At 70.2% G+C, this 25,693-nt stretch carries 19 protein-coding genes and 1 pseudogene; 9 read left to right on the top strand and 11 right to left on the bottom strand.

All coding sequences use genetic code 11. The annotated features are described in order from the left end of the window. Window positions 1-64: 64 nt before the first annotated feature. From FNH24_RS03210 to FNH24_RS32130, 3 genes and pseudogenes are all read left to right on the top strand, one after another. Window positions 65-787 carry a DUF998 domain-containing protein gene (locus FNH24_RS03210; protein WP_161605963.1) on the top strand — a complete coding sequence of 241 codons (723 nt, stop codon included), beginning with the start codon at window positions 65-67 and terminating at the stop codon, window positions 785-787. Window positions 788-889: 102 nt separating this feature from the next. Then, complete coding sequence (locus FNH24_RS03215; RefSeq protein ID WP_152360701.1) at window positions 890-1,714, top strand: DUF998 domain-containing protein; 825 nt, start codon at window positions 890-892, stop codon at window positions 1,712-1,714. A 158-nt stretch (window positions 1,715-1,872) separates the two neighbouring features. Then, a pseudogene (locus tag FNH24_RS32130) lies at window positions 1,873-2,589 on the top strand (DUF998 domain-containing protein); the annotation flags it as partial. Window positions 2,590-2,682: 93 nt separating this feature from the next. On the opposite strand, the gene FNH24_RS03225 reads toward FNH24_RS32130, so the two are convergent. The 5 genes from FNH24_RS03225 to FNH24_RS03245 all read right to left on the bottom strand — a co-directional run bounded on the left by FNH24_RS03225 (window position 2,683) and on the right by FNH24_RS03245 (window position 11,758). Next, window positions 2,683-6,156, bottom strand: a complete 3,474-nt coding sequence (locus FNH24_RS03225) for an error-prone DNA polymerase (RefSeq protein ID WP_152360703.1) — start codon at window positions 6,154-6,156, stop codon at window positions 2,683-2,685. A gap of 694 nt (window positions 6,157-6,850) precedes the next feature. Beyond that, window positions 6,851-8,485: a DNA polymerase Y family protein gene (locus FNH24_RS03230; protein WP_152360704.1), complete on the bottom strand. Its 1,635-nt coding sequence runs from the start codon at window positions 8,483-8,485 to the stop codon at window positions 6,851-6,853. Between the two features lies 1 nt (window position 8,486). Beyond that, window positions 8,487-9,185: a hypothetical protein gene (locus FNH24_RS03235; protein WP_152360705.1), complete on the bottom strand. Its 699-nt coding sequence runs from the start codon at window positions 9,183-9,185 to the stop codon at window positions 8,487-8,489. Between the two features lie 72 nt (window positions 9,186-9,257). After that, on the bottom strand, window positions 9,258-10,067 hold the full coding sequence (locus tag FNH24_RS03240; protein ID WP_152360706.1) for an SDR family NAD(P)-dependent oxidoreductase: 810 nt from the start codon (window positions 10,065-10,067) through the stop codon (window positions 9,258-9,260). A gap of 107 nt (window positions 10,068-10,174) precedes the next feature. Further along, window positions 10,175-11,758 carry a peptidoglycan-binding protein gene (locus tag FNH24_RS03245; RefSeq protein WP_152360707.1) on the bottom strand — a complete coding sequence of 528 codons (1,584 nt, stop codon included), beginning with the start codon at window positions 11,756-11,758 and terminating at the stop codon, window positions 10,175-10,177. A gap of 117 nt (window positions 11,759-11,875) precedes the next feature. Between FNH24_RS03245 and FNH24_RS03250 the strand changes: the two genes are divergently transcribed. Together FNH24_RS03250 and mraY are read left to right on the top strand one after the other, a co-directional pair. Continuing rightward, window positions 11,876-12,922: a CobW family GTP-binding protein gene (locus FNH24_RS03250; RefSeq protein ID WP_152360708.1), complete on the top strand. Its 1,047-nt coding sequence runs from the start codon at window positions 11,876-11,878 to the stop codon at window positions 12,920-12,922. Beyond that, a complete protein-coding gene (gene mraY / locus FNH24_RS03255; protein WP_152360709.1) occupies window positions 12,919-14,019 on the top strand; it encodes a phospho-N-acetylmuramoyl-pentapeptide-transferase in 1,101 nt (366 codons plus the stop codon). The genes FNH24_RS03250 and mraY overlap by 4 nt, the downstream gene beginning before the upstream one ends. A gap of 86 nt (window positions 14,020-14,105) precedes the next feature. Here the strand turns inward: mraY and FNH24_RS03260 are convergent, their stop codons facing one another. The 3 genes from FNH24_RS03260 to FNH24_RS03270 all read right to left on the bottom strand — a co-directional run bounded on the left by FNH24_RS03260 (window position 14,106) and on the right by FNH24_RS03270 (window position 19,270). Continuing rightward, a complete protein-coding gene (locus FNH24_RS03260; RefSeq protein WP_425486876.1) occupies window positions 14,106-14,633 on the bottom strand; it encodes a mycothiol transferase in 528 nt (175 codons plus the stop codon). 125 nt (window positions 14,634-14,758) lie between these two features. Beyond that, the gene (locus FNH24_RS32135) at window positions 14,759-18,541 is read right to left on the bottom strand and encodes an efflux RND transporter permease subunit (RefSeq protein WP_152360711.1); all 3,783 of its coding nucleotides are present in this window, start codon (window positions 18,539-18,541) and stop codon (window positions 14,759-14,761) included. A gap of 327 nt (window positions 18,542-18,868) precedes the next feature. Next, entirely contained in the window at window positions 18,869-19,270 is a 402-nt protein-coding gene (locus tag FNH24_RS03270; RefSeq protein WP_152360712.1) for a hypothetical protein, read from the bottom strand. 152 nt (window positions 19,271-19,422) lie between these two features. On the opposite strand from FNH24_RS03270, the gene FNH24_RS03275 reads away from it, so the two are divergent. Next, a complete protein-coding gene (locus FNH24_RS03275; protein WP_152360713.1) occupies window positions 19,423-19,908 on the top strand; it encodes an HNH endonuclease in 486 nt (161 codons plus the stop codon). Between the two features lie 110 nt (window positions 19,909-20,018). Here FNH24_RS03275 and murQ read toward each other — a convergent pair whose 3' ends face one another. Continuing rightward, a complete protein-coding gene (gene murQ / locus FNH24_RS03280) occupies window positions 20,019-20,960 on the bottom strand; it encodes an N-acetylmuramic acid 6-phosphate etherase (protein ID WP_152360714.1) in 942 nt (313 codons plus the stop codon). 200 nt (window positions 20,961-21,160) lie between these two features. Between murQ and FNH24_RS03285 the strand changes: the two genes are divergently transcribed. After that, the gene (locus tag FNH24_RS03285) at window positions 21,161-22,297 is read left to right on the top strand and encodes an exo-beta-N-acetylmuramidase NamZ family protein (RefSeq protein ID WP_246186732.1); all 1,137 of its coding nucleotides are present in this window, start codon (window positions 21,161-21,163) and stop codon (window positions 22,295-22,297) included. Window positions 22,298-22,382: 85 nt separating this feature from the next. Here the strand turns inward: FNH24_RS03285 and FNH24_RS03290 are convergent, their stop codons facing one another. Then, window positions 22,383-23,186 carry a class I SAM-dependent DNA methyltransferase gene (locus FNH24_RS03290; protein ID WP_152360716.1) on the bottom strand — a complete coding sequence of 268 codons (804 nt, stop codon included), beginning with the start codon at window positions 23,184-23,186 and terminating at the stop codon, window positions 22,383-22,385. Window positions 23,187-23,529: 343 nt separating this feature from the next. Between FNH24_RS03290 and FNH24_RS03295 the strand changes: the two genes are divergently transcribed. Then, window positions 23,530-24,504, top strand: a complete 975-nt coding sequence (locus FNH24_RS03295; protein ID WP_152360717.1) for a GNAT family N-acetyltransferase — start codon at window positions 23,530-23,532, stop codon at window positions 24,502-24,504. A 2-nt stretch (window positions 24,505-24,506) separates the two neighbouring features. Next, entirely contained in the window at window positions 24,507-25,196 is a 690-nt protein-coding gene (locus FNH24_RS03300; RefSeq protein WP_152360718.1) for a PIG-L deacetylase family protein, read from the top strand. 6 nt (window positions 25,197-25,202) lie between these two features. On the opposite strand, the gene FNH24_RS03305 is transcribed toward FNH24_RS03300, so the two are convergent. After that, window positions 25,203-25,673, bottom strand: coding sequence for a winged helix-turn-helix transcriptional regulator (locus FNH24_RS03305; protein ID WP_152360719.1), 471 nt, complete (start codon window positions 25,671-25,673; stop codon window positions 25,203-25,205). Between the last annotated feature and the right edge of the window lie 20 nt (window positions 25,674-25,693).

The following is a 25,693-nucleotide window of genomic DNA, read 5'->3' on the forward strand; positions in this document are numbered from 1 at the left end:
CCGAGCCGGATTCCGTGTGCCAGCCGGATCGCGCGGGCTTGCCCGGTCAGTAAGGCTAAGGGTCATGCGAAACGGAAATCCTGGCCGGCCGGTGATCGCCGGAGTGACTCTGCGAAACTCCCAGGCGATCGGCCTGACCCTGGCCGTGATCGCACCGATGCCGGTGCTGATCGGCCAGTTCACCGGCACCGGTCTGGATCCGTTGCACGCGCCGATCAGCCAGTACGTCTACCTGCCCGGCGGCTATCAGTTGGTGCTGTTCGGCGCCCTGCTGATGGCCGGTTGTGGCGCGACGATCGCGATCGATCTGTTGCGCCGGTCGGGCGGACCGCCGACCCGCGATGATCATCCTCGCCGCCTCGCCGGCTTCCTGCTGCTCACGTTCGCCGTCGCCTTCAGCGTGGTCGGGCTGGTGCCGACCGACCCACCGGGCAGCGCGAACCCCTCGGCCACCGAACTGGTGCACCGGGCCAGCGTCATCTGGACCTTCGTCGCCCTGCCCGCCGCCGGGATCGTGCTCGCCCGATCGCCGCGACTGGTCGGCCTCCGCGGCGCGCTGGCCCTGCAACGGCTGGCGGTCGCGCTGCTCGTCGGCGTCCTGGTCTTCGGCGCGATCCAGCTGCCGCTGTTGATCGCCGGGTCCGGCATCCCGGCCCTGGGGCTGGTGGAGCGGCTGGCCTTCGCGTTCATGATCGGCTACCTGATCGTGCTGACGATGGTCGTACGCGCAGGGCCGGTCTCCACCGGCACCGTCGCGCCCGTCCTCGCCCGGTCCGTCCGGGACTGATCCGGACCAGAACGTATCGCCCCTACCCTGAGGGTGGGGATAACCCGAGGCCCGATTCGGGTGACTGCCTGATCGCCCGGTGATCGCATTTCCGGAACGCTGATGATCATGCCGAATCCGCGCTCCGCAAGCCTCTGGACGACCCAGTCGGTGGTCGCCACCCTGGCCCTGATCTCCCTGGTTCCGATGGCGATCAGCCACCTCACCGGAGCGGCGCTGAACCCGATCTCGGCACCGATCAGCCATTACGTCTACCTGCCCGGCGGCTACCCGATGGTGCTGCTCGGCGCGCTGCTGCTGGCCGGCTGCGGCGCGGTGCTCGCCGCCGACCTGATCCGCCGGTCGGACCTGATCCGCCGGTCGGTGATGACCACGGGATCGGTCGTGCCGGAGCTCCGGCGCCGCCGGCTGGCGGCCGCACTGTTGATCAGCTTCGCCGTCGCGCTGACCGTGGTCGGCGTGTTCCCGACCGATCCGCCGGGGACGGCGTCGAGCTCGCTGTCGGCCGTGGCACACCGGATCGGGGCGGCCTGGTCGTTCCTGTCGCTGCCGTTGGCCGGGCTGCTGCTCGCCGGTTCGTGCCGGCAGAGCCGCCCCGCCGTCGGCCGGGCGCTGGTCCGAGCCGCCGTCGGACTGTCCGGGGCCGCGGTGATCTTCCTCGCCATCCACCTGCCGCTGGCGCTGACCGGCTCGGGCATCCCGGCCTTCGGCCTGCTGGAACGGGTCGGCTTCGCCTTCATGATCGGCTATCTGATCTTGGTCGCCACGGCCCTCCGCCCCCAGCCGGCCGTCGAGCCCGTACCGGCCATCGGGCGCTCCACCCTCGAGCCGGCGGAGGCGCCGGGCCGGTTCGCGTCCGCCGCCGCTTCGACCGATCCGGCCGCTGCCACCGGCCTGGCCCTGGCCGGTGCGGCCGGCCGGGAATAGCCGCCGCACCGGCTGAGTTCGACAGGAGGGGAAGGAGCCGAGCTTTGTTCCGACATACGGCCAGGGTGCGGCGACCGTACAGGACACGGCGATATCCTTCTCAGGGTCCCTTGTGGCTGAACCGTCCGGGCGGGCCGGGAAGGGGTCGTAGCTGAGGCATGGCGAACGTGTCGAAGGCATCTCGCGCGGCCCGGGCGACCCCCGTGGGCTCGCCCAGGTCGAAATCCTCCTCCCGACCGGAGGCGACGCCTCGTTCGAAGAACTGGCAGTCGTCGTTGCGCACCCAGACCTGGGTCATCACCTGCGCCCTGCTCGCCATTCCGCCGATGGTGATCGCCCACCTGACCGGGGCCGCGACGGTCAACCCGCTGACGGCACCGATCAGCGACTACGCCTGGATCCCCGGCGGCTACCTGATGGTCTGGTTCAGCGCCTCGCTGCTGGCCGGCTGTGGCGTGATCCTCGCCCACCGGGTGCATCGGGCGGCCAAGCTGTGGCCGGAGCTGCGCCGGCCGCTGCGCTGGGTGATCGGCCTGCTGATCAGCTTCACCGTCGGCCTGTTCGTGTCCGGCGTGCTGCCGACCGACCTGCCCGAGGCGGTCAGCCCGACGGTCAGCTCGATGATCCACCGGATCGGCGCGGGCTGGGCGCTGATCGCGCTGCCGGCCGCCGGTCTGGTGCTGGCCAAGGCCGCTCCCGATGTGCTGCTGCCCGGTCACTCGGCCCGGCTGCTGACCGTCGCCCGCTGGCTGCTCTACGGCGTCCTGGCCGGCCTGGTGGTGCACTTCACCCTGTTTCTGATCTTCGGCTCCGGGTTGCCGGGGTTCGGGTTGTTCGAGCGGATCGGGTTCGGCGTGCTGATCCAGCACGTGATGCTGCTCGGCCTCGCCTTCGGCAACCAGAGCGCGGCGGAGCTGAACGCCGCCGCCGCGGCCGCCGAGGAGCGGCTGCTGCGGACCGAGGGTGGGCTAGTGGAAATCGCGGGAGCCGTGCCGTGCCGGGAGCACCGCGGTGAGCTCACCGAGCACCTCACTGAGCGGTTCGATCCGGTCCGCGACCAGGTTGGTGACTCCCGAGGTGTGCTCGATCACCCCGCGGATGACCAGACTGTTGCTGGTCCGCGCCGGCCGCCGGTAACGGGACCACAGGGACGCTGAACAGACCACGTTGAGCATCCCGGTTTCGTCCTCCAGGTTGAGGAACGTGACCCCCTTGGCCGTGCCCGGCCGCTGCCGGTGCGTCACCAGCCCGGCCACCTTGACCCGCCGTCGGTCGTGCTCCGCGCCGAGCGCCCCGACCGGGAGGATGTCGTGCCGGTCCAGCACCTCCCGCAGATGGTCCAGCGGATGATCATCGGGTGAGATCCGGGTCGCCCACAGGTCGGCGAGGGTGACCTCGGCCGCGCTCATCCCCGGCAGAGTCGGCGGCGCCGCGTCGATCGCCGAGCCGGGCAGCTGGTCGATGCTGTCCGCGTACCCGGCGTTCCACAGCGCCTGCCGGCGGGACAGGCCGAAGCTGTCGAAGGCGCCGGCGGTGGCCAGCGCCTCGGCCTGGGCGGTGGTCAGCCCGGCCCGGCGGATCACGTCGTTCATCGAGGCGTACGGCCGTTCCGCCCGGGCCGCGACGAGCCGTTCGGCCACCTCCTTGCCGAGGCCGTGCACGTCGGTGAAACCCAGTCGGACCGCGAATCTGCCGTCCCGGCGGTGCTCGGCGGTGCGATCCGGCTGTTCGGGATCGAAGTCGCCGGCCGGCGGCTGGTGCTGGTGGAGGCAACGGGGATCGCCGGTCGCGCGGAGCGGATGCATCGGGCTCGGCCCTTCGACAGGCTCAGGGAACGGAGGGCTCCCCTCCGCGAACTCCTCCCCCTCGAGCGGTTCGAGGTCGGAGTCGACCCCGGACCGGACGATGTCCGGCCGCAGCACCGTCACCCCGTGCCGGCGGGTGTCGGCGGTCAGCGACTGGACCGAGTAGAACCCCATCGGCTGCGCCCGCAGCAGCCCGATCAGGAACGCGCCGGGATAGTGCAGCTTGAGCCAGGAGGAGGCGTACACCAGCAGCGCGAAGCTGATTGCGTGCGACTCGGCGAAGCCGAAGTTGGCGAACGCCTGGATCCGGGCGTAGATGTCGTCGGCCAGGGCTCCGGTGATGCCTTTGTCCGTCATCCCCTGCCGCAGCTTCTGCTCCAGCCGTTCGATCTTTTCGGTGCCGCGGCTGGAACCCATCGCCCGGCGCAGCAGGTCGGCGTCGTCGCCGGTGCAGCCGCCGACGGTCATCGCGATCTGCATCAGCTGCTCCTGGAACAACGGCACGCCCAGGGTCCGTTTCAGCACCGGCTCCAGGCTCGGGTGCGGATAGACCACCGGCTCGGCGCCGGTCTTGCGCCGGATGAACGGGTGTACGGCACCACCCTGGATCGGGCCGGGCCGGATCAGCGCGACCTCGATCACCAGGTCGTAGAACCGGCGCGGCTGCAGCCGGGGCAGGGTGCCGATCTGGGCCCGGCTCTCCACCTGGAAGACGCCGATCGAGTCGGCCCGGCAGAGCATGTCGTAGACCCCCGGCTCCTCCTTGGGCAGGCTGGTCAGGGTCCAGCTCTCGCCGATCGTCTCGGCCACCACGGTCAGCGTGTGCTGGATCGCGTTCAGGATGCCGAGGCCGAGGAAGTCGAACTTGACCAGGCCCATCACCGCGCAGCCGTCCTTGTCCCACTGCAGCACGGTGCGGTTCTCCATCCGCGCCGGCTCGATCGGGCAGACCTCGGAGATCGGCCGGTCGGTGAGCACCATCCCGCCGGAGTGGATGCCGAGATGCCGCGGCGCGCCCATCAGCTCGTTGGCCAGGGCGATCACCTGCTCCGGGATGTCATGATCATCGGCTGCCCCGATCGCCGCCCAACTGTCCTGCTGCTTGGACCAGGCGTCCTGCTGGCCGGTGGAGTAGCCGAGCGCCTTGGCCATGTCCCGGATCGCCGACCGGGGTCGGTAGCTGATCACGTTGGCCACCTGGGCCGCGTTGCGCCGGCCGTAGCGGTGATAGACCTCCTGGATCACCTCCTCCCGGCGCGCCGCGTCGAAGTCGACGTCGATGTCCGGCTCCTCGTCCCGGGTCGCGGAGAGGAACCGCTCGAACGGCAGCCCGAACTTGATCGGGTCGACGGCGGTGATCTTGAGCACGTAGCAGACCACCGAGTTGGCCGCCGATCCCCTGCCCTGGCAGAGAATTCCCTTGCTCCGCGCGTAATCCACCATGTCGTGCACGATCAGGAAATAGCCCTCGAAGCCCTTGCTCTCGATCACCGCCAGCTCCCGCTGCAGCCGCTCCTCCGCCTCGGCCCGGTTGTGCCGATAGAGATCATCGGCGCCGTCGCTGGTCAGCTTGCGCAGCCAGGTGGTCGGCGTGTGGTCCTCGGCCACCATCTTCAGTTTCGGCAGCCGCGGCTTCGCCGCCCGCAGGTCGAACGCGCACTCGGCGGCGAGCCGGACCGACTGCCGGACCGCCTCCGGGTGCCGGCGGAACTTCGTGATCATCTCCTCGCCGGAGCGCAGGAACGCCGTCGGCGGCGGCAGCCAACCGTCCATCGCGGCCAGATCACGGCGCGCCCGGACCGCCGCCATCGCCGTCGCCAGGCGATACTCGCCGGGCGTGGCGTAGTGCACGTTGTTGGTGGCGACGACCGGCAGCCCGCGATCGGCAGCGAGCTCGACCAGCCGGTCGTTGATCATCGAGTCGTCCGGTTGATCATGGTCGAACAGCTCCACCACCACGTTGTCGGCGCCGAGCAGGGCGACCAGCCGGTCCAGCTCCGCGCCGGCGGCCGTCGCTCCACCACCACCGGTCAGGGCGCGCCGGACCGGGCCCTTCCGGCAGCCGGTCAGCACCGCCCAGTGATCACGGCCGAGCCCGGCCAGCTCCTCCGGATCGTGCACCGGGTGGCCCTTCTCCGCGGTGCGCAGATGGGCCTCGGTCATCGCCGCGGAGAGCCGGTGATAACCCTCGACGCCGCGCGCGAGCACGACCAGGTGCGAACCGGCCGGGTCCGCGACCCCGACCTGGGCCTCGGGCAGGTCCAGGGTCAGCTCCGCGCCGTAGACCGTACGGAGTCCGTACTCCGCCGCCGACTCGGCGATCCGGGGCGCGGCGTAGAAGCCGTCGTGGTCGGTGATCGCCAAGGCCTCCAGCCCGAGCCCGACCGCCGTGGCCACCAGTTTCTCTGCATCGGACGCGCCGTCCAGGAAGCTGAAATTGCTGTGACAGTGCAGTTCCGCATACGGCACCACCGGCCCGTCCGGGCGACGGACCTCCTCCCACGACCGGTGCTTCCTCTTCTTCGTCCAGCCCGGCGCCGAGTCCGTCTCCGGATTCGCACCGGGATGCGGCTCCGGCCGGCCGGACAGCTTCCGCTCCAGCTCGGACCAAGGAATATCCGGATTATGCCAACCCATGGCGGCGCCTCTCCATCCTCGGGCCCCCGAAAACCCTCCAGGCTCCTCTGTGGACCGGACCTGGATCTCCGACCTCGCCCAACCTTGGTCTGATCATTTGTGGTCCGGGCGGGCGGTTCCGGGGTCTGTGCGCGGGCAACCATCCGCCCGCGATGATCTTGGGTGCCGCTGCCGCTGTCTTGGCGTCGCGGGCTCCCGCCAGGCCCGTCCACGCCCGCGCACAGACCCCGGAACCGCCCGCCCTCGTGGTGCTTCGGCTGGGTTGTTCGTGATCCTGATCCGCGCCCGGGTGCGGAGCCTGGAGGGTTTTCGGGGGCCCGAGGCTGGCTCGGCGGGGGAACCGCCATGCCGCCTCCTGGTGGTTGGTTCCTGCGTCACGGCGGCTTTGGTGCCGCGCACTTCCTGCGGGCTTGGTCCTGATCGCCGAGTGGGACGGAAACGACGTCTCCGGAGCGGATCTGGGTCGTTTTCGTCACACTCGACGCGCTCCTCCGGACTCAACCTCGCTCGCATCGCCAGACCTCCCCCGGGGCCCGATAGCTGCCGAACCCTCTTGACCGGGGTCGGGGTCAAGGCTGGCCGGAGGCCACCCCGAAGGGGCTTGGCCTTGAGGCCGATCCCGGGCAAGACCACAATCCGAAGCGGGCCCAGGGACGCCGCCCGCCACTCCCGAGTCCTGCCAGGGCACGGATGATCATTCATAGCTCGCCTCGGCGTACCAGCGGTCGCGGTCCAGGACGAGGAGCCAGGCGGTGCCGTCTTCGCCGACCATCTGGAACCGGGCGATCTTGTGGGCCTTCGCGGGGTCCCACCACAGCTCGTAGATGGGCCAGGGGCCGGCCCAGGCTTGGATCTCCTGGGTCTCGGGCTTCCTGGTCCGGCGCGGGTCGGAGTCGGGGTCGGGGTGGGTGGCGAAGGTGGTCGGTTCGGCGGTGATCAGGCCGCGGTCGGTGAGGCCGACCGGGCGGCCGGTGGAGTCGTACACCATCGCCGGGCGGCGGGTGGCGAAGACCCGGGTCGGGGCGGGGGGCGGGATGCTGCCGGGCCAGGGCAGCTCGGCGGGACGGCGGCCGACCGGCTGCTCGCCCCAGGGCGTGGTCGATTGCCGGGCCGCCGGGCCGCGGCCGCCCTGCAGCCCGACCGCCAGCACTCCCTCGGGGCCGAGCATGCTCTGCAGCCGGGCGATGCCGCGCTCGATCCGTTCGTCCGGCGCGCTGCCCCACAGCCCCTCGCCCTGATCGCTGAGCGGCTCGATGCCGTCCGGGATCAGCCGGACCTCGATCACCGGCGCCGGCGCCGGATCGGCCTGCAGTTGCCAGCGGACCCGGTCGATCAGATCGGCCGAGCCGAACCAGCGGGGATGGGCCCAGCGCCGGACCCCGACCCAGCCGTCCACCGGTCCGTGTTCGCCGTAGGTCGGCTCGGCCTCGACCTCGATCCGGACCGTGGTGCAGACCAGCCCGTGCCGGGCCAGCTCGCCGACGAAGGAGTCGGCGGTCTGCCGGATGCTGAACCCGATCGTCTCGATCGAGGTCAGCCCCGGCTCGAATGGACAACTCCGGGTGAACTCGAGCGGCGGGATCCGGCTGGCCAGCAGGCCGACGTCGGCGCCGCCGGCCAGCCGGTGCAGCCGCGCACCGGGCCGGCCGAACCGGGTCAGCACGTCCCGGGCGGACAGGCCGGCGAACGCGCCGAGGGTCTTGATCCCCAGCCGGGCCAGCAGGCTGACCAGCTCGGGCTCGCCCAGCATCCGGATCGGCAGCGGCGCCAGGAACTGGGCCGAGCCGCCCGGCGGCACCGCCTGATGCGCCTGCTGATCGGCCAGCCGAGCCGCCTGCTCGGCCGCGAACACCCCGTCGGCGATACCGATCCGGCAGTCCCAGACGCCGGTCCCGACCAGGTGTTCGGCGATCACGGCGGCCGCCTCGGTCTCGCCGCCGTAGTAGCGGCTCGGCACCCGCACCGCACACCGGCCCGGGACGATCGGCATCACCCCGGGCGTGACCTGCTCCATCGCCGACAGCACCGACCCGAAGACCCGAAGATCACGATCCGGCTGATCATCGAGCACGATCAGCTCGGGGCAGCGCCCGACCGCATCCCGGCGGCGCAGCCCGACCCGGACCCCCTCGTCCCGGGCGGTCGCCGAGCAGGCGGTCACCTCGCCGCGGGTGATCACGGCGATCGGCGCGTCCGGGACCAGCTCCTGCTCCGTCCGGGCGGCGACGATCGGCCAGTCCGGGCACCACACCACCATCACCCGGTCCTCTGCGACCGGACCGCCACCGACCTGGGCCGCACCGGGCGGGGCTGCAGCGGGCGGGGCCATCTCAGACCGCCTCGGCGACGAAGCGGTCCGGCCGTTCGGTGATCACCGGATCCGCCGTGTCGACCCGCTGATCGGGCCCGGGCAGCCAGAGGGAGAGCCGGCCGGACGGGCGCCCCGAGCGGCGGACCGACACCACGGCCCGGCGGCCGGTGATCCGGCCGTGGCCGCGGCCCAGCCCGTCCCAGCAGGAGGACTCGATGGAGAGCCGGGCATCGCAGCGCGGCCAGTCGCCCCAGGAGATCAACATCGCGTCCCGCTGCCGCAGCCTGGTCCGCAGCCGGGCCGCCTGATGCTCGGTCACCCGGCCCGGCCGGACCATGATCACCGAGACGATCTCGGTCAGTGCGGCGACGACGTCCGGCCAGCGCTCGCCCGGCTCCGGCACCGCGATGGTCCGGCTCAGGTCGACCCCGAAGCCGGCCGCCGCCGCCAGCCCGAAGTCCGCCGCGCCGATCACCGCCACCCATTCCCCGGCCTGGGACGGCGCCGCCAGCAGGGTCATCGCCAGGCTCGGGCTGTCCACCGCGTACGCCCCGCCGGTCCGCGGAGTGAACAGCGGCGCGAGCGGAGCGACCACCGGCAGCGCCCGGGTGGCGGCGCTGCCCTGCATCCGCAGCACCCGCTCCTGCAGCTCACGGATCCGGCTCCCCCGGGCCTCGGCCGGGAGCCGGCGCGTGGCGGACAGCCGAGCGACACTCATGGCTTCATAATCGAACACAAGTTCGATAGAGTCAATCCGGAGGTCGTCGCCGCGGAGACGGGAGGTGCGGGATCAATCCATCGATTCACCCGGAGTGTAGGGGTTGTCGAGGCGCTCACCGGCCGACTGGCCACCGTCGACCGGCAGCGTCACTCCGGTCACGTAGGACGCCGCGTCCGAACACAGCCACAGCACGGCGGACGCGATATCAGCGGTCGTCCCCACCCGGCCGATCGGTACGGCCGACGCCGCACCTTCCTGAGCCGACGGGCCGGCCGCCACCAGGTGCTCGGTCAGGATCGGGCCGGGCGCGATCACGTTCACCCTGACCCCGAACGGCGCGTAGTCGAGCGCCGCGGCGCGGGTCAGGCCGATCACGCCCGCCTTGCCGGCGACGTAGGAGGAGAGGTGACTGACTCCGCCGACCCCGGCGGTCGAGGCGAAGTTGACGACGGCACCGCCGCCGGAATCGATCATGGCCGGGATCTGGTGCCTCATCCCGAGAAAGGTTCCGTTCACGTTGACGTCGACGGCGTGCCGGAACTGATCCGGATCGAGGTCGGCCAGCAGTTGCGGCGGCGGCCCCTCGGACGCGTTGTTGACCGCGGCGTCCAGCCGGCCGAACGCCGTCATCGCCTCCGCCACGGCCGCCCGGCCCGACTCGTCGTCGGTCACGTCGCCGACCACTGCCCGGACCCGGCCGCCCTGGGCGGTGATCCGGTCGGCGACCGCGGCCAGCACGCTCTCCCGCCGGGCCATGATCACCACGGCGGCCCCGGCCGCGGCGAAGGCCTCGGCCAGCGCGGCCCCGATGCCCTGGCTGGCACCGGTGATCAGCGCCACCCGGTCGCTGTAGTCATAGGTCGTACGTCCTGCGCTCACGTGATCTCCCCTGGCTTCGGCTCTCGTTGCCGCCACGGTGCCACGGCCGGCCCCGCTGCGCGTCGGCCGGGGAGCGCATCCCGACTACGCCGTACGACGTAGTCGGCTCAGCCGAGCCGGGCGGCGAGCTGCGCCTCGTACAGCGATCCCGGGGCGAGCCCGCGCCGGTTGGCCCCCTCGATGTGACCGGCCGGATGCTCGAACGGCCCGTCGCCGGTGATCACGCCACGGCAGCCGATGGCGTAGTTCTGCCCGGTCGGCGGCCGCTGCACGACCAGCTTCTTCCCGGCCATGTCGCAGTTCCAGCCGACCGAGTGGACCGTGGCCCAACCGTGCCCGGTGCCGTAGTCGCCGCGGTTGTAGATGCCCAGCGTGATCGAGGTGGCCGGGGCGATCTCGCGGTGGTTGTCCCAGAGCATCCCCTGGCTCCACCGCCGGTGACCCTCCGAGGAGGCCAGACTGCCGGTCGCGGTGCCGCGCAGATAGACCAGCCCGGAGGCGCTGCTGGTCCCGTTCGAGATGAAGGCGTGCCGGGCTTTCGTCGCGTGGCAGTCGGTGAACAGGATCTGCTGCGAGTAGCCCTCGTTGTTGAAGTTGTACCGCAGCCCGCCGGTGATCACCGACGCCGGATCCAGGGCACGGCAGTCGGCGACCGTGACCCGGGTGGTCTCGTTGGTCTCCACCCCGGCCTTGGCGAAGTGCAGGAAGGTGCAGCCGCGGACCCAGCCGTCCTGGAGCCCGCGGAGCCGGACCGCGACCCAGGCGTGATCCTCGTCGACATCGGGATCGCCGGCGAACTCGATCACGATCCGCAGGTCCTCCACCCCGCTCTCGGTGACCAGGCCGGCCCGGTCCCAGCGATGCAGCGACGAGGTCGCCAGCGACCGGTCCAGGTGGTTGTAGACCGGCACGTCGACGGTGATCGTGGAGCCCGACACGTCGGTGACGAACCGGTTGTACGTGATCGGCTGGCTGCCGACCGTCCACGGCTCGTCGACCCCGGTGGCACCCCCGTCGACCGCGGCCAGCCAGGCGGCCGTGCACGGGTGGACGATGATCACATTGTCCCCCGGCCGGTACGCCGACGGGTCGGCCACCGTGAAGCTGCGCTCGCCGCAGGGCACCAGGTCGGAGGTGAGCTCGGACCGGGTGCCGGCGACCTCACCGGCCCACCGGGTGGTCGCCCCACTGCCGACGACCACGACGTCGCGGTGCTCCGGGGTGTTGCCGGTCGCCCGGATGATCGTGCTGTCGGCCGGATCGTCGCCGTCGCCGCTGCCGCGCAGCACCACCCCGCTGTGCCGCACCCGCAGCGTCCCGGCGACCGGGTAGGTTCCGGCCGCCAGCAGCAGCGCGCCGCGATGTCCGTTCGGATCGAGCGGCCGGGCGCCGACGGCATCGATCGCCGCCTGCAGGTGCGCGGTGTTGTCGCCGGCCACCGGCTCGACCGTTGCCACGGTCGGCACCTCGGGCAGCTCGACCCCGCCGCCGCGGTAACCGGCGTGGCTGAAATCGGGGAGCTTGTTGCCGGACCGGTCGGCCCGATAGCTCAGCCGGCCGTCGGGCGCCTGCCGGACCAGCCGGGACTGCCAGCGCTCCGCCGCCGCGGCGGATTCGGCTCCCATGATCGACAACGCCGCCACTCCTCCGCCGCCCGCCAGCAGGCTCCGCCGACTCAGTTCGTACGCCATGACAAACCTCCCCTTCGAGGTCGATGCCGGAATGCTCCACAGTCTGGGAACCAGGACCCGCCAGGGCAAGCGCTTGCCGCGAGTTTCCATCCGGAGAGGTGCGGCTAGGGTGGGCCGGTGCCACGGCCTCCGATCCCGATCATCGTGCTCGCCGGTTTCCTCGGCTCGGGCAAGACCACCGTGCTGAACCACCTGCTGCGCAACAGCCTCGACGTCCGGATCGGCGTGGTGGTGAACGACTTCGGCGCGATCAACATCGACGCCATGCTGATCGCCGGCCAGACCGACAGCATGATCACCACCAGCGGCGGCTGTCTGTGCTGCGTCTCCGACGGCGGCGAGATCGCCGGCATGCTCGATCAGCTGGCCGCGCCGGCCGCGGACATCGACGTGATCGTGATCGAGGCGAGCGGGATCGCCGAGCCGGGGGCGATGGTGCAGCTCGTGTTCCAGGCCCTGGACGCGCGGATGGCGTACGGCGGGCTGCTGGAGGTGGTCGACGCCGAGGCGTTCCCGGCCAGCCGGATCGAGCATCCGGAGCTGGAGCGGCACGTCGAGGTCGCCGACCTGGTGATCATCAACAAGATCGACCGGATCGACGAGGCAGAACGGATCCTCCGGCAGCAACAGGTCCGCGAGCTCAATCCGGTGGCGCCGATCGTCGGCACCGTCGAGGGCCGGATCGACCCGGCGCTGCTGTACGAGCTCAAGGTCCGGCCGAACCACCAGCCGACATTGGCCGAGGCCGACCATGATCACGATCATGGTCACAATGACCATGATCATCTGCATGATCGGTTCGAATCGCTGAGCTTCAGCACCGAGCAGGAATTGCACCCGCGCCGGCTGATGGCGCTGCTCGACGACGACCTGACCGGCGTGTTCCGGATCAAGGGGCTGGCCCGGTTCGCCGTGCCCGGGCACCGGCCGCGGTACGCGATCGGCAAGGTCGGCCCGTCCCTTCGGCTCGATCCCGAGCGCCGCCCGTCGGGCGACCCGAGCAGCCAGCTCGTGCTGATCGGCTCCGGGCTGGACCCCGTACGACTGAACGCCGAACTCGAGGCCTGCATCGCGACCGCGGACGAGGCCGCCGCCCTGACCGAGGACGATCTGATGGGCGTGCTCCGCTTCACCGGTCAACTCCAGGAGCAGGACCCGACGTGATCGCACTCTTCGCGGCCGGGGCCGCGTCCCTGATCTTCACGTTCGCGCTGACGCCGGTCGCGGTCAAGCTGTTCCGGCGGCTCGGCTGGGGCCAGATGATCCGGGCAGACGGCCCGCAGACACACCAGGTGAAGGCGGGGACGCCGACCAAGGGCGGCATCGTCTTCGTCACCGGAGCGATCTTCGGCTATCTCGTCGCGCACCTGATCATCCCGGCGACCCCGATCACGGCGAGCGGCCTGCTGGCGATCGGACTGATGACCGGCCTCGGCCTGGTCGGCTTCCTCGACGACTTCACGAAGACCCGACGCCGGCGGAGCCTCGGGCTGACCGGCCGGCAGAAGATCGCCGGGCAGGTGATCGTCGCGACCGCGTTCGCCGTCCTGGCTCTGCTGCTCCGGGATCCGGTCACCGGCGTGGCCCCGGCCTCGCCGGCCATCTCCTGGGTGCGCGACCTGCCGTTCCTCAACCTGGCCGCGCTCGGGGCGGCGGGCCTGGTGCTGTATGTGGTGTGGATCAATCTCCTCGCGGTGGCCACCTCCAACGCCGTGAATCTCACCGACGGCGCCGACGGTCTCGCGGCGGGCGCGACCATCATCGCGCTCAGCGCCTACACCTTCATCGCGCTGTTCCAGTCGCGGATGGCCTGTCAGAGCCTGCCGGTCGGGGACCCGACCTACGACCGGTGCTTCGTCGTCCGCGACCCGCTCGACCTCGCGATCTTCGCCGTCGCCCTGGCCGCAAGCCTGGTCGGCTACCTCTGGTACAGCGGTCCGCCCGGACAGATCTTCATGGGCGACGTCGGCTCGCTCGGCCTCGGCGGCGCCGTCGCGGCGCTGGCGATCTTCACCCGCACCGAACTGCTGTTGATCATCATCGGCGGCCTGTACGTCAGCGTCGCCGGCTCGGTGATCATCCAAACCACCTACTTCAAGCTCACCCGCGGCCGGCGGATCTTCCTGATGTCACCGTTGCACCACCACTTCGAGATGAAGGGCTGGCCGGAGATCCAGATCACCATGCGATTCTGGATCATCGCGGTCGTCTGCGCCATCGCCGGCGCGAGCATCTTCTACGTCAGTTGGCTGACCGGCTGAACCTCCCGGGGCTGACCACAGTCTTCGTCCATAGCGGGCGCGCCGAGAGTTCGGCGGGTCGTTCGTGATCCGAGTTTCACGGTACGTCAGCCGGCCGGGACGGTCGCCGGTGACTCCGGCCGCCAGCCCGGCGGCGGGTCCTCGCCGACGCGGCCGTCGACGGCCTCCCGGAGCAGGTCGGCATGACCGGTGTGCCGGCCGTACTCCTCGAGCAGGTCGCAGAGCAGCCGGCGCAGGCTGAGGTTTCCGCGGCCGGGCCAGGCCAGGTGGACCGGCTGACCAAGATCACCGGCGTCGAGGGCGGTCCGGAGCCGCTCCCGGGAGCGCTCGATCGTGCCGTCCCAGATCCGGTAGAGCTCGTCCGGTGAGTCGGCGGCGGCCGACTCGAAATCCCAGTCGGGCGCGGCGTCCCAGTCCACGCCGTTCCAGGGTGCGGCGGTCGGCGCTCCGCTCAGCTTGGCGCTGAACAGCTCGTCCTCGGCCCGCGCCAGGTGCTTGAGCAGGCCGCCCAGGGTCAGCGACGAGGCGCCGATCCGGAGCTGCAGCCCGGCCGTGTCGAGCCCGTCGGCCTTCCACCGGAAGGTCGCCCGTTGCCGCTCCAGCGCACCGATCAGGTGCTCGGCCTCGGTGCCGGCGAGCGGAGGTTCGCGCCAGTACGCATCGTTGGTCATGACCGAACCGTAGAACCGGTTCCGGACGATCCACGTCCGGAACCGGACCGACACCTCGACGAGTACGGTCAGCCGTCGCGACGCGGACTCTGCTCGACCGGGAACACCGTGTCCCGCTCGTCGGCCCGCTCAGCCGGCGGCGCCGCCGCCTGCTCGGGCGCCGCGGCGGCCGCGCCACCCTGATCGGGCGGTGCCGCGTTGGGATCGACCGGGGTCGACTCCGGCGGCTTGTAGCCGATCTTGGACACCAGGCTGTAGAGGACCGGGACCAGCAGCAGGGTCAGGATGGTCGACGACACCAGGCCACCGATCACCACCACGGCCAGCGGCCGGGAGATGAAGACGCCGCCGCCGGTCAGCCCGAACGCCATCGGGGTCAGCGCACAGATCGTCGCCGCCGCCGTCATGATGATCGGCCGCAGCCGGAGTCGGGCGCCGTCGATGATCGCGGCCTGCGGTTCGGCGCCCCGTTCCCGGTAGTGGTTGATCAAGTCGATCAGCACGATCGCGTTGGTGACGACGATGCCGATCAACATCAACAAGCCGACCATCGCCGGCACGCCGAGCGCAGTGTTGGTGGCCAGCAGGCCGACCAGGGCGCCGGTCGCGGCGAACGGGATGGACACCAGCAGGATCAGCGGCTGCAGCAGGCTGCGGAACGTCGCCACCATGATGATGAAGACCAGCACGATCGCCAGCAGCATCGCCAGGCCGAGCTGGACGAACGCCTCCTGCTGCTCGGTCGACGCGCCACCCTGCTCCACCGAGACACCGGCCGGCAGGTCGACGCCGTTCACGTTCGACATCAGCGCGGCCGAGACCGCTCCGAGATCGGCGCCGGTCGGCGTCGCCGTGATCGTCACCGCCCGCTGCCCGTCGACGTGCTTGACCGACACCGGGGTCTGCTCCTTCACCACCTTGGCGACATCGCCGACGGTGATCGCCCGTGCCTTCAGGTCGGCCAGGTCCTGCTGCTCCTCGGCGAGCGCCTTCTGCTCGTCGGCGAGGGCCTCCTGATCATCGGCGATCGCGTCACCCTCGTCGGCGAGCTCCTGCTGGTCCTGCTCCTGCTGCTGGCTCTCGTCCTCCTGATCCTGCATCGCCTCGAGTTGATCTTCGATCTGCTCGATGCCCGCCTCGGCCTGCTTTATCGCCGACTGGAGCTGGGCGATCGCCTGGGCCCGCTGTTCCAGCGCCTTCTGGTACGCCAACTGTTCCTGGGTCACCGGGGCGCCACCCGGCTGTCCCGGCTGCGGCGGGCCCGGCGGCGGCGCCGGCGGGGTGGGCTCCGGGCTATCGCGCAGCTCGCGAAGTTGATCACGCAGCTCGTCCAGGTCGTCCTCGGCGTCCGCGCGGGACTGCTCCAGGTCGTTGCGCTGGTCGTCGCCCTGTTCCTCGGCGTCCTCCTTCGCCTGGTCGGCCTGGTCCTCCTGCTTCTGCTGCAGAGCCTTCTGCCGGTCCTGAAGATCGTCCTGCTTCTTCTCCAGCGCGTCCGACTTCTCCTCCAGCGCGTCCTGCGCCTTCTGCTGCGCCTTCTGCTGCTGCACCTGGGATACCGGGAGCTTCAGCTTGGCGATCTCGGCCGGCTTGGCGTTCGGCGCATGGGTCCTGATCACCACGTCGTTGGTCTCGCCGTCCACGGTGATCTCGCCGACCGGCGTGCCCCGCAACGCGGCGGCGACCGCGGTCCCGATCTCGGTCTGGGTGAAGCCGTAGTCGGCGGCCTTGGTCAGGTCGACCTTGACCCGCAGCACCGGCCGCTGCTCGGACAGGTCGGTCCGGACGTCGCTCAGTCCGGGCACCGCGGCGACGGCCTGCTGCACCTTCTCGGTGGCGGTTGCCAACGCCTTCTGATCATCCCCAGTCACCGTGACGGTGACGTCGTTGGAGGTGTAGGCGGCGGTCGCCGACGTCACCCGGATCTCACCCGAGTCCGGCACCTCGGACACGGCGGCCCGCAACCGATCCGTCGCGGCACCGGCATCGGCCTGGTCGCCCAGCGTCACCGAATAGGTGACCACGTTGGGCTCGCCGGCCTGACCGATCGTCGACTGGTAGCTCTTGACGTCGGGGTCGTCACCGAGCACCTTCTCGATCTTGCTCGCGGCCTCGGCGGTGGCGTCGAGCCGGGTGCCGGACGGCAATTCCTGGTTGATCTGCAGCGCCCGGTCGTCACCCAGCGAACCGAGGAAGTCGGTCTTCAGCAGCGTCGACGCACCGAGGGTGCCGATGAAGATCACCAACGAGATCGCCAGCGTGATCACCGGGTGCCGCAGGGTCCAGCGCAGCACCGGCAGATAGCCACGCTGCAGCCGGGTCTCCCGTTCCGGATCCTCCTCGGCGGCTTTGGCCGGTGCTCCGGCCTTCGGCTTACGGCCGCGGAAGAACCAGTACGCCAGCAGCGGCACGATGGTCAGCGACACCAGCAGCGATGCCACCAGGGCGATCGCGACGGTGATCGAGAACGGCCGGAACAGTTCACCGGTCGAGCCGCTGACGAAGGCGACCGGCAGGAACACCGCGACCGTGGTCAACGTCGACGCGGTGACCGCACCGGCCACCTCCTTGACCGAGGTCACCACCTGATCGATGGTCAGTCGGCGGGCCGTGGAGCCGAGGCTGTGCCGTTTGATGTTCTCGACCACCACGATCGAGTCGTCCACCACCCGGCCGACCGCGACCGTCAGCGCGGCCAGGGTGAACAGGTTGAGCGAATACTCGCCGATCCACAGCCCGATCATCGCGATCAGCAGCGACAGCGGGATCGAGATCGCGGTGATCAGCGTGGACCGCGCCGAGAGCAGGAAGAGCAAGATCACGATGATCGCGAAGATCAGGCCGAGACCGCCCTCGACGGCAAGGTCATGCAGCGACTGCTCGATCATCGGTGCCTGGTCGAAGACCGTACTGAAGGCAGCGTTGTTGCCCAGCTCGTCCTGCAGACCCGGCAGGGCCGACTGGACGGCGTGCGAGATCTTCACCGTGTCGGCGTCCGGGGTCTTCATCACGGCCAGGCCGAGGGACGGCCGGCCGTCGGCCCGGGAGATCGAGCTGCGGGAGATCGATTCGAGCTTGACGTCGGCCAGCTCGCTCAGCGGGACCGGACTCTCGGAGGTGGCGATCGGCAGCTTCTTGATCGCGTCCACCGAACCTGGGGCCGAGCCGACCTCGACCGACAGTTCCTCGTTGCCGTCGAACGTGGTGCCGGCGGGCATCGAGGACAGCTGGGACTGGATCGCCTGGTTGACCTGCTGGGCGGTCAGTTCATGATCATCGAGCCGGTCCTGCTTGAGCGTGACCGTGACCTGCTTGGTGTCCTGGCCGGACAGGGTGACGTCGCGGACGCCGGGCAGTCCGCTCAGCGCGTTGACCGCGATGTCGTCGACCAGTGGCCCGAACTTGTCCAGCTCGAGGTCGGAGGAGACGGCCAGCTGGACCACCGGGATGTCGTCGGTGCTGCCCGCGAACACCTCGGTCTCGACGTCGTCGGGCAGGCCGGACTTGGCCGCCGAGACCGCCGAGTTGATCTCTCCGAGCACCTTGTCGTCGTCCTGCCCGTACTCCCACATCACGGTGATCTGCGCGGAGTTGGTGGAGGACAACGAGTCGACCGAGGTGACCCCGGAGACGTTGCGTACGGCCTGCTCGATCGGCGCTGTCGCCTCGTCGGCGACGATGTCGGGAGCGGCGCCCGGGAACTGCACGATCACCACGGCCTGCGGCGCGGTGATGCTCGGCAGCAGCTCCTGCTTCAGTGAGAAGGTGGCGATCACGCCGAAGACGATGATCGCCAACGACAGCAGCGCAACGACCAGTCGATTGATCAAGCTGAGCCGGGTCAGCAGGGCCATGACGGAACGGGTCCTCTCCTACACCTGGGCGGCCCAGAGTGAAGTCTCCCCCGAGGCCATGGTCCGCACCCTAGCGTTGCTAGGAGGACGCTGAGGAATCCTGACCTACCGCGCGACGCCCAGGCACGCACCCAGCTGCGTTGTCGTCGGCGTCCGTAGAACACCGCTACGACCTTCTCCTCCGCCTTGCCGGGCACGCACCTGGACGCCGCGCGCCACGGCCAGGATTCCCCAGCACCCTCCTATGAGGATGCTGGCAAAACCTTACGGATCAGGGGCAACCCTGGCCGGGTCCAGGGTGCGACTCCCCCGTTCGGGGGAGGTGGTTCAGGAAGCGTCGCGCTCGCCGGGCAGGACCTCGCGCAGTGCGTCGGCCGCGGCCATGACTTCGTCCTGCAGCGGGCCGACGGCCTCGAGCTCGGGCGGGATCGGGCCGGTGAAGACCGGCCGGACCTCGAAAGCCAGGTCGAGCATGCGATCGCGGGCCAGCTCCGACTTCCGCTGGGTCATCGCCTCACCGGCCAGCCGCCCGTATTCGGCGACCCGCTCCCGCCAGCCGGGATTCCGCAACCGGGATTGATCTTCCTTCATCGCACCGACCAGAGCGTCCAGCGCCCGCTCCAGCCGGAGCAGTTGCGCGCGCCGCTGCTCGACGTCGAGCGAGATCGGCAGATCGGGCCCCGACTCCTCGTCGTCGGACCTGCCGAACAGCCGCTTGAGGAAGTTCACGCTTCTCATTATTACTGCAGCTTTGCCGCCCGGTTCCCCACCCTTAGGTCGGGTCGGCAATAATCTGGGCGAGGAATAAGCCGATGACAATGTTTCGATCCATCGGGCACCCTGGTTGGTCGGACGGCTGATTCGACTCGAGGAGGTGCGGCATGTCCGTCTTGGCGACGACCGCCGGACCATTCCGCGCTGCCCCCGGAGTCCTGGTCCTGAACACCGACAACACCGCCCTGCACACCGTGACGGTGAAACACGCGATCCGGATGCTGGTCCGTGAGGTCGCCGTGGTCGAACAGGCCCACGAGCAGCGACGGATCGGTCCGTACCCCTGGCCGCTGGTGCTGCGGCTGATCCGCTACGTGAAGACGACCTTCCTGTACGCCCGCAGCCCGGTCTGGTCCAAGCGCGGCGTGCTCCGCCGGGACCGGCACACCTGTGCCTACTGCGGCCGGAAGGCGTCCACCGTCGACCACCTGATGCCGCAGTCCCGCGGCGGCCGGAACACCTGGCTGAACACGGTGGCCGCCTGCCAGGACTGCAACGCGCGCAAAGGGAACCGGACCCCGGCCGAGGCCGAGATGCTGCTCTCCTGGCGCCCCCGCGTCCCCGGCTGGCGCGAGCACGCCAGCGCCTCCTGAGCTTGTTCCGTTCCCTGAGCCTGTCGAAGCGCCGTCCTGAGCCTGTCGAAGGGGGCAAGCCACATCCAAGACCCTTCGACAGGCTCAGGGCACGTACCGAGAGATGAGCGTCAGGAGAGGGCGGGGTGTTGGGAGCTGGGGAGGCCGATGGCGATGCCGAGGCGGCCGTCGGCTTCGGCGAGCAGTTCCCGCGCCTTGTCCGGGCTGACGCCGCGGGTGATCATCACCGAGGCCGTCTTGACCTCCTGGTTCGCCGCGTCCAGGGCGGTTTCGGCCGGTTCGGCGTCGACCTGGGCGATCGTGCTGACCAGCCGGATCGCCCGCTGTCGCAGCTTGGCGTTGGTCGCCTGCATGTCCACCATCAGGTTGCCGTACGTACGGCCGGTGCGGACCATCAGGATCGTGCTGATCATGTTCAGCACCAGCTTCTGCACCGAACCGGCGTTGAGCCGGGTCGAGCCGGCGATCACCTCCGGCCCGGGCATCGCCTCGATCGGATGATCAGCGAACTCCGACAGCTCGGCCGGGCTGTTGCAGGACAGGGCGATCGTCACCGCCCCGCGCTCCCGGGCCCGGACCAGCGCCCCGCGGACGTACGGGGTGCGACCGCTGGCCGCGATGCCGACCACCGTGTCCAGCGGGGTGAGCTCGAGTGCGGCCACGTCCGCGGCACCGGCCGCGTCGTCGTCCTCGGCACCCTCGATCGAGTCGACCAGGGCGGTCCGGCCACCGGCGATCAGGCCGACCACCCGGGTCGGGTCGGTGTGGAAGGTCGGCGGGCATTCCGACGCGTCCAGCACGCCGAGCCGGCCGGAGGTGCCGGCGCCGACGTAGATCAGCCGACCGCCGGCGGCGAAGCCCGGCTCCGCGGCCTCGATCGCCGCGTTGATCTGGGGCGCGACCGCGGCAACCGCCTTCGGCACCGCTTGGGCCGCCTCGGTCATGGTGTCGACGATCTGAGCCACGCTCATCTCGTCCAGCAGACCGTAGCGGCGATCGTAGGCCTCGGTTCCGAGCCCGTTCACCGAGGGCCGCTCCAGAGGTGCCGTCATGTCACTCCTCGTTCCGGATCCAGCGTACGGATCCGGCGTACATGTCCAGCCGACCAAGTGCGGTATTTACCCGCACTGTCGACATTGGGTAATTTCTCTACCTACAACCCGCATCGTAACCGGAAAGGTCTCCGATGGCCGAGATATCCCCCCAGCCCGTCGCCAGCGGCGCGGACCGGCTGATCGTAGACCCTGGTCTGTTGGCCGGGAACGACCCGGTCGGCTTGATCACCAACTTCACCGGAGTGCAACGTGATCTGCGGCCGATCGCGGCCGGCCTGCTCGACGCCGGGCTCAAGCTGACCGCGCTGTTCGGGCCCGAGCACGGGTTGCAAGGGACGGCCCAGGCCGGCTTCACCGAGGATGCCGATCATGATCCGCTGACCGGGCTGCCGTTGTACGACACGTACCGCAAGACGCCGGCCGAGCAAGATCAACAGATCGAGGACTCCGGGGTCGCGACCCTGCTGTTCGATCTGCAGGACATCGGGGTGCGCTACTACACCTACGTCTGGACCATGTTCGACCTGATGCTCGCCGCCGGCCGGACCGGGCGCCGGTTCGTCGTGCTGGACCGGCCCAACCCGCTGACCGGGCTGGTCGCCGGCGGCCCCTGGCTGGAGCCGGGCAACGAGAGCTTCGTCGGCCGGGTCTCGATCCCGCTGCGGCACGGACTGACCGTGGGCGAACTGGCCGACCAGCTCAACCGGACCGCGGTCCGTGATCAACTCGGCCACCCGGTCGAGCTCGACGTGATCACCGCCGGCGGCTGGCAGCGCGGCCAGTGGCACGACGAGACCGGACTGGTCTGGATCCCGCCGTCACCCAACATCCCGACCCTGGACACGGCGCTCTGCTACGCCGGTACGGGTTTGTTCGAGGGCACCAACCTGAGCGAGGGCCGCGGCACCACCCGGCCGTTCGAGACCCTCGGCGCCCCGTTCTGCGATGCCCGGCTCGCCGCCGCGGTCACCGAGCGCGGCGTGCCCGGGGTGCTGCTCCGCGCGACCTCGTTCGTCCCGACCTTCCACAAGTACGCGGGCCAGACCTGCCACGGCGTGGCCCTGCACGTGGTCGACCGCACGGCCTTCGACCCGATCCGGACCAGCTGCGTGATCATGGAAGTCGCCGGCGAGCTCTATCCGGAGTTCGGTCAGCGCGAGGGCGGCGGCACCGGCGTGGACAACCCCGGCAGCACCAGCCACGCCCTGGACAAGCTCTGGGGCTCATCCGAGCTGCGCGACCGGATCACCGCCCGCGCCCCGCTGGAACCCCTCACCTCTCCCCCAACCCACCCCTCAACCTGGATCGCCACCCCCGCCCTCCTCCGCTACTAACGCCGACCCGTCACTAACGCACGCGTTTTGACGGCGTGTCGGAGCACAAGTGACGTCTCGGCACCGGGGTACGGAACCGGGCGGCCTACTCGGGCTTCTGCCAGACCGCGACCTGCTTGGTGCTCACCGCCGTCAGCTCGGAGCGGTCCCAATCGGACCAGCGGTGCTTCAGGGTCAGGCCGGCGATCCGGGCCATCAGGTCCATCTCGGCCGGCCAGGCATAGCGGAACGGGATCCGGTAGAACCGGCCCTGCCCGTCCGGGGTCACGGTCACGTGGTTGGACGAGAACTCCTGGGTCACGACGTCGTACTGGTCGAAGCCGAGGTAGCCGCCGCCCTCAGCGTTCGGCGCGACCGTGAACGGGACGGTGTCCTGGCCCGGCGGCAGCCGGCGCAGGTCCGGCAGCCCGACCTCGATGAGGAACAGCCCGCCCGGCCGCAGATGCGCGGCCGCGTTGCGGAAGACGTCGACCTGGCCGTCCTGGGTGGTGACGTTGCTGATCGTGTTGAACACCAGATAGACGAGCGAGAACTCCCCCGCGACCCGGGTCTTCGTCATGTCGCCGATCGTGACGTCGATGCCGGCCCCGCCGGGCTTCTCGGCGATCCGCGCCGCCATCGCCCGGCTCAGCTCGATGCCGCTCACCGTCACGCCACGCTCAGCCAGCGGCACGGCGATCCGGCCGGTCCCGATGGCGAATTCGAGCACCGGTCCATCCCCGGCCAGGTCGGCGATCACATCCACCGCGGGAGTGATCACCTCGGCTGCGTTGGCGCCGCCGGGGCTGTCATAGCCGGCAGCGACGCTCTCCGGGAACCAGCCGTCCGCCAGGTCGTCATCGGGTCCGAGTGGCCGGCTCGGTTGATCATTGCTCGCGTGGTCCGTCACGGGCGATGACGCTACGCCCCCGCACGTCCGGCGCTCCACTCATTTCCGGCGGCGCGTGTGAGGCCGAACGGGCCTGCCCTTCGACAGGCTCAGGGAACGAAACCCGAACGCCCCCTCACTCGGCCACCATCCTCGGTTCCAAACCGGGGTGCGATCGCCGTGAACTCTGATTGAGACGTCACTCGCGCACCGACACGCCGCAGAAACGCGTGCGTTTGTGCCCTGTCGGCGGATTCGGGGATGGGTTGAGAAGTCACGGGGTGGGATGGGTTGAGGGAAGTAATTGACCTCGGGTGGTGGGGCGGGTTGACTGATCATGATCACGCGCGAGAGAAAGACGGGTATGACCGACACCTCCACCACGGCCGGGGTCCGCGTTCGCGGGTTCCGGGCCGGCGACGGACCCCTGCTGGCCGAGAGCTGGACCCGGGCGGCGCCCGGGGATCCGATCAGCTATCAGAGATTCCGCGACCTGGTGCTGCTGGACCGCAACTTCGATCCGGCGGGGCTGCAGGTGGCCGAGGTCGACGGGGTGCCGGTCGGCGCGGCGTACGCGGTCCGCCGGCTGATTCCCGAGGCCGGATCGGATCTGCAGCCGGAGACCGGCTGGATCGGCTTCTTCTTCGTCGATCCGCGGGCCCAGCGGCGCGGGATCGGCCGGGCGTTGATCACCGCGGCGCTGGACTGGTTGCGGGGCCAGGGCTGCCGGACCGTCTTCTTCTCCCCCACCACGCCGAACTACTTCCTGCCCGGCCTGGACGCCGACCGCTATCCGGCCGCCGACACACTGCTCCGCGAGCTCGGCTTCGAGACCCATTACCAGGCGGTTGCCATGGACCGGAGCCTGAACGACTACGCGCTGCCGAACGACGTCCGTGATCAACTCGACCGGCTCGCGGCCGACGGCTACCGGTTCGGCAGCCCGACCTCGGACGAGCTTCCGAGCTTGATCACCATCGCCGGAGAGGCGTTCAACGCCGACTGGGCCCGGGGCATCAGGGAGGCCGTGATCGGCGGATTGCCGCTGGACCGGATCGTCGCCGTCTTCGATCCGGCCGGCGAGCCGCTCGGCTGGGCCATGCACGGCACCTACGAGCAGGTGCCGGAGCGGTTCGGGCCGTTCGGCGTGCTGCCGACGAAGCGCGGGCTCGGCCTGGGCAAGATGCTGCTACACCTCACCCTGGAACGGATGCGGGCGGCCGGCTGCCACAGCGCCTGGTTCCTCTGGACCGACACCAAGTCGGCGGCCGGGCAGCTCTATCTGAAGACCGGCTTCACCGTCACCCGGACGTTCACGATCATGAAGACGGGGCTCTGATCATGACCAACACCGTGCTGGCCGTCGGCGGCCACATCGGCGACATGGACCTCACCGCGGGCCCGACGCTGGCCAAGGTGACCGGCGACGGCGGCCGGGCCATCATCGTCGCGCTGACGTACGGCGAACGGGGTCACCCCAAGCTGTCGCCGGCGGAATACCAAGATCAGAAGGTGGCCGAGGGCCGGTCCTTCGCCGAGCAGATCGGGGCCGAGTTCCACGTCTTCGACTACAGCGACGGCTTCCTGCCCAACGACGACGAGGTGGCCCGGCAGCTGGAGACGCTGATCCGCGATACCAAGCCGGACACGCTGATCGCGCACTGGAAGCACAGCATCCATCGTGATCATGAACACGCCTCGGCGATCGCCGAGCGAGCGCGGTTCCTGGCCTCGCTGCCCAGTGATCATGAGCTGCCCCGGCACGGGATCAGACGATTCCTCTACGCCGAGAACTGGGAGGACGCCGAGGGCTACGCGCCCAATGTCTCGGTGCCGATCCCGGACGAGGCGTTCGAGCGCTGGCGGACGGCGATCTCCGGGCAGGCGTTCGCGCGCGGCGAGACGTACGGCTTCCGCTACATCGACTACTACACGGCCTTGATGACGGTGCGCGGCTGTCTGGCTGGGCACGCGCGGGCGGCCGGCTTCCGGCGCCCCGAATCCGGCAGTCAGGTGCTGACCGAGCTCTAGCGCCGATCAACTCCCGGCGGGGTCCGGGGGCGAGCCAGGCCCGCTCAGGATGTCGATGTCGGTCGCGCGCATCGGCTGGCCGCAGCCGGAACAGCGCAGTTCGACGTGGCTGATCTCGCCGCAGGCGTGGTGCCGGTACAACACCGGCGGGCCGGCTTCGCCGGCGGTCCAGCGGTCACCCCACCGCACCATCACCAGCAGCAGGTCGCACAGTTCGGTGCCCTTGACGGTGAGCACGTACTCCTGCCGCAGCGGGCGCTGCGAGTAGGCGCGCCGTTCCAGCACGCCGTTGTCGACCAGCCAGTTCAGCCGTTCGGTCAGCACCTTGCGCGAGATCCCGAGATCCTCCTGCAACTGGGCGAACCGGGTCATCCCGACGTAGACGTCGCGCAGGATCAGCGGCGACCACGGCTCGCCGATGACGTCCAGGGTGCGGGCGATCGAGCAGGCCATCTCACCGAAGTTGGTGCGCTGCATCCTCGGATCCTAGCGCAGTA

The organism is Microlunatus speluncae, from assembly GCF_009299835.1.
Classification (GTDB): domain Bacteria; phylum Actinomycetota; class Actinomycetes; order Propionibacteriales; family Propionibacteriaceae; genus Microlunatus; species Microlunatus speluncae.

Excerpts from the sequence above, each read along its gene's own strand:
- FNH24_RS32135 (WP_152360711.1), bottom strand. The coding sequence starts at position 18,541 with ATGGCCCTGCTGACCCGGCTCAGCTTGATCAATCGACTGGTCGTTGCG.
- FNH24_RS03235 (WP_152360705.1), bottom strand. The coding sequence starts at position 9,185 with ATGAGTGTCGCTCGGCTGTCCGCCACGCGCCGGCTCCCGGCCGAGGCC.
- FNH24_RS03245 (WP_152360707.1), bottom strand. The coding sequence starts at position 11,758 with ATGGCGTACGAACTGAGTCGGCGGAGCCTGCTGGCGGGCGGCGGAGGA.
- FNH24_RS03230 (WP_152360704.1), bottom strand. The coding sequence starts at position 8,485 with ATGGCCCCGCCCGCTGCAGCCCCGCCCGGTGCGGCCCAGGTCGGTGGC.
- FNH24_RS03295 (WP_152360717.1), top strand. The coding sequence starts at position 23,530 with ATGACCGACACCTCCACCACGGCCGGGGTCCGCGTTCGCGGGTTCCGG.
- FNH24_RS03225 (WP_152360703.1), bottom strand. The coding sequence starts at position 6,156 with ATGGGTTGGCATAATCCGGATATTCCTTGGTCCGAGCTGGAGCGGAAG.
- FNH24_RS03305 (WP_152360719.1), bottom strand. The coding sequence starts at position 25,673 with ATGCAGCGCACCAACTTCGGTGAGATGGCCTGCTCGATCGCCCGCACC.
- murQ (WP_152360714.1), bottom strand. The coding sequence starts at position 20,960 with ATGACGGCACCTCTGGAGCGGCCCTCGGTGAACGGGCTCGGAACCGAG.
- FNH24_RS03215 (WP_152360701.1), top strand. The coding sequence starts at position 890 with ATGATCATGCCGAATCCGCGCTCCGCAAGCCTCTGGACGACCCAGTCG.
- FNH24_RS03275 (WP_152360713.1), top strand. The coding sequence starts at position 19,423 with ATGTCCGTCTTGGCGACGACCGCCGGACCATTCCGCGCTGCCCCCGGA.
- FNH24_RS03210 (WP_161605963.1), top strand. The coding sequence starts at position 65 with ATGCGAAACGGAAATCCTGGCCGGCCGGTGATCGCCGGAGTGACTCTG.
- FNH24_RS03300 (WP_152360718.1), top strand. The coding sequence starts at position 24,507 with ATGACCAACACCGTGCTGGCCGTCGGCGGCCACATCGGCGACATGGAC.